The organism is Vibrio sp. B4-6 (genome assembly GCF_963888245.1).
Classification (GTDB): domain Bacteria; phylum Pseudomonadota; class Gammaproteobacteria; order Enterobacterales; family Vibrionaceae; genus Vibrio; species Vibrio anguillarum.
In genome coordinates this window covers 1-3,302 of record NZ_CAWPIM010000038.1, presented here as the reverse complement: position 1 = coordinate 3,302, position 3,302 = coordinate 1, and the positions used below count along the sequence as shown (strand labels likewise).

The 3,302-nt window shown below is 40.6% G+C and carries 5 protein-coding genes; all 5 read right to left on the bottom strand.

What is annotated here, in order from left to right; genetic code table 11:
- Positions 1 to 117: 117 nt before the first annotated feature.
- Positions 118 to 312, bottom strand: a complete 195-nt coding sequence (locus AACV20_RS11430) for a hypothetical protein (protein WP_170908081.1) — start codon at positions 310 to 312, stop codon at positions 118 to 120.
- Positions 305 to 640 (bottom strand): hypothetical protein, encoded by a 336-nt coding sequence (locus tag AACV20_RS11425; RefSeq protein ID WP_170908080.1) that lies wholly within the window; start codon positions 638 to 640, stop codon positions 305 to 307. The genes AACV20_RS11430 and AACV20_RS11425 overlap by 8 nt, the downstream gene beginning before the upstream one ends.
- Positions 641 to 815: 175 nt before the next feature.
- On the bottom strand, positions 816 to 1,715 hold the full coding sequence (locus AACV20_RS11420; RefSeq protein WP_170908079.1) for a hypothetical protein: 900 nt from the start codon (positions 1,713 to 1,715) through the stop codon (positions 816 to 818).
- A 704-nt stretch (positions 1,716 to 2,419) separates the two neighbouring features.
- Positions 2,420 to 2,884, bottom strand: a complete 465-nt coding sequence (locus tag AACV20_RS11415) for a hypothetical protein (protein WP_170908078.1) — start codon at positions 2,882 to 2,884, stop codon at positions 2,420 to 2,422.
- A gap of 146 nt (positions 2,885 to 3,030) precedes the next feature.
- Positions 3,031 to 3,302: VOC family protein (locus AACV20_RS11410; RefSeq protein ID WP_170908077.1), on the bottom strand; the 272-nt coding region annotated here is incomplete at its 5' end.

Sequence of the window (3,302 nt, the reverse complement as noted above, 5' to 3'; positions counted from 1 at the left end):
ATGCTTCCAAGAAATGGACGATGCCGATCAGAAACTGGCGACAAGCTCTAAACCGCTTTATGATTATGTTCGAAGACCGACTCACTCAATACATGTAACCCTGACAGTTACACAGAATTATTTACAGAGTCCATTTGATTTGTTAATGAAGTTCCGTAGGTATCTTTTTGCTGTACTCTCGACTTTTAAACCTCGAAGCTCAACCTCACTTGTACTTCCGTCTGGGAAGTAGATAACTAAAGTATCATTGAAAACTGCATATTCAGCTAAAAACTGTTTTCCATCGATCATAACTTCTACTTCTTCATTCATTCTCAATAGCTTCCTCTATTTCACCAGCAAGTTTAACGTAAACAGTCTGTCTTGGTTCACCCTGTTTCGTGCAGTCATGATCAATCTGATCTGCTAATTCTTCACCATAAGCATCACGAATATATTCAAGAACTTCTGAACGGCTGAATGTTCTTGAGCCCTTTGACTCTATGTAGTAAACACGTCCTGCTTCGAGATCAATTGAGCCATTCTGCTTTAGATGATCTTTCAATTGTTCCTTTAACTGATTTTCCGCCATTTTTAACTGCTTAATCTGAGCCTTAACAGTTATTAGTTCATTTGCTGTTGCTAATACTTCACTATCCATCTAACTTTCCTTGTGATGAAATAACCTAAAAATGCTTAACGCCCTGTTAAGGTGTGGGCAACCCAATACAAAAGCCTCCGCACACCACCTTAAACACTAAACACAACGCATAGTAAAAATGCCACGCGTTGCGAATCACTTTTAAACAGATTGTTATATGCCGCCTAGAGTTTGGTTAAATATTCTGGTTGCCTAACTTTTTCCAAAACGAATTTAAGAACTCGTGCTCCATTTTAGACATAGGGTACTGGAATACATTTCCTTCACGGATGTTGGCAAAAGCCATTTCTTTTTCATCCGGTTCAAAGATTATTCCTTGAGTGGTAAATTCAGTTAAGACCCCTAGACACTTATTTACTCGCTTGTTCCCCAACGTGTCTTTGTTACTCATAACAAAACTTTTCAAAGTATAAGCAGAAGCTTGTTGGTAATCTTCGATCTTCGGAAAAATGATAGGCGTATCATTTTCCATCACTATATCGGTTACGTTTAAAGCGATCATACCTCTACTTTTTGAAGAGCGGTCTGTCGATAAACGAGTTCTAATTTGCTTGTTAGCTTCTTGTACGCGCTTACCTAGTTGCTTGAACGACTTCATTCGTTTGCACTCGACATAAAGCCGGGTTCCATCGATATCTACAACAAGGTCTGAGATGCCTCTGAGATCAACGGTATAACCAGCCTTGATGAAACGAGAAGCAACCCCAAGCTCAAATGCAAAGTCTCTCGATTGATCTTTGGTCGTAGCATTTCTGAATCTCTGACCTGAGGTCATTTTTTTGATAGGTTCTAATATCTCATCAGCATCAAAGGACTTGTATACATTCATGATGCGAACAAGCTCGGCAGCTTCTTTGTGTGCATTCATGAAAACGGTAACACTTTCTTTAGCGTCTTTAGGTCCACCGCCCTTCAAAAACTCTTCAAGATCTTTTTCGTAAGCACCAAATCGAGTTTTCTGGTACGGAACACCGAAACTGCTGATCCACTCACAAGCTTCCACATATGCTTCTTCAACTTGCTTATCCTCATGGATGAATTTTTCACAATCAGGTTCGATATAGTTACTACTCAATACGATATCCTCATTAACAACAGTAGATTAGGCATATAACGCCCGGCTAAGGGGTTGGCAACGCACCGCCGAACTTAAGCAAACACTGAACTGCAATTTTGCACTAAAGTCGCCACGCGTTGGCAATCCCTCTTGAGCCGTTTGTTAGCTGCTGCACTTTAGCCGGAGATTGACTACCCAACAGCCTAATTTAAAACACATTATTGCTTTCAAACGACAAAGTAAAACGGACAATTTAGAAACTAAAACCTAATCCACGAAACGCACTTGGCAAAGAAGAAATAACAGGAAAACTTGACGAGCTTCTAGAGCTTAAATTTACAAAGAATTATGTCGAAGAAGCCAACAACCAAGTGCGCAAAAACCATTTAGGCGCGAAAGAGCTTCAAAACCAAAGAAGCCACACCAAAGAAATAAACAAACGCACCACTTCCCGTAAGAAGGCTTCGGTTAGTTCAACCGCTTCACGAACAGTGCCACTGGCGAGATACATGGAAAAGTGCTGACTTTCAGGTGTAAAGCTAGAGCCTCAGACTAAGAAAAATAAACACGTAATTTTATGATTTCTCTTAACCTCAGCTAACGCCCTGTTAAGGTGTGAGCAACGCAATACCGAAGCTCCCGCATACCACCTTAAACACCAAACGCAACGCATAGTAAAAATGCCATGCGTTGCGAATCACTCTTAAACAGATTGTTAAATTTTAATAGCTTCCACGATAGTGAGCAGTAAGATCACCATCTAGTTTCGAGAGTTTCTCAATGGTATGTAAACCTTTTGATAACACAAATTCCACTCGTTCTGGGTCATCCCAACTCTTGTGCCCGAACTTCCCTCCGTGAAATAGGTTATTTCGCATAGTTTTTAGAGCGAATACTAGATTATTTAGCTCTGTGGACTCCTCAGGAAACTCGAAATCCACCCAACTAATTTGTTCATTACGGTAAACTTGCCTCAAAGGTGGTTTAGACATCAGTTCTTTTTCAAGTTTATCGAGAGCATACGAATCAGAGTACTGTTCAATAAATCGTTTCCAGTCAGGCTCTGCGGAATCTCTAAAACCAGCTTTAACATAACCAGATTCTTTTAGTGCAAACTCTAATCGTGAAAACTGTAAGAAAAAAGCATATACCAACTGCTGCGTTTCTCCAGTGTAGAAATTTTTCATGTTACCTCTTAAAATTTAACGCCCGCTTAAGGGGCAGACAACGCTACTACTCACTTTCCGCATAGCACCTTAATCACAAAAACCAACGCATAGTGAAAATACCACGCGTTGGCTGTCCCTCTTGAAGCGTTTGTTATAGCGATGCTTTAGCTGCCCATAGAAATATGATGCGTTGCACACAGCTTATTTCCTGCTGGATCGCGTAAATAAGCTAGATACATTTTTCTTTCTCCACTTACCCTGAGACCTGGAGGATCTTCGCAAGCTACACCGCCATTAGCTAAGCCTGCTGCATGCCATGAATCCACTAACTCTGGGCTACTGACTTTTAAGCCAATTGTCATTCCATTACCATGAGTCGCCAGCTCTCCATTTATTGGCTTCGTAATTCCAAGCACACCATCTTTGTTTATGTAAA

What these genes read in the sequence shown, in the direction of transcription:
- AACV20_RS11425 (WP_170908080.1), bottom strand. Translation starts at nt 640, where the DNA reads ATGGATAGTGAAGTATTAGCAACAGCAAATGAACTAATAACTGTTAAG.
- AACV20_RS11415 (WP_170908078.1), bottom strand. Translation starts at nt 2,884, where the DNA reads ATGAAAAATTTCTACACTGGAGAAACGCAGCAGTTGGTATATGCTTTT.
- AACV20_RS11430 (WP_170908081.1), bottom strand. Translation starts at nt 312, where the DNA reads ATGAATGAAGAAGTAGAAGTTATGATCGATGGAAAACAGTTTTTAGCT.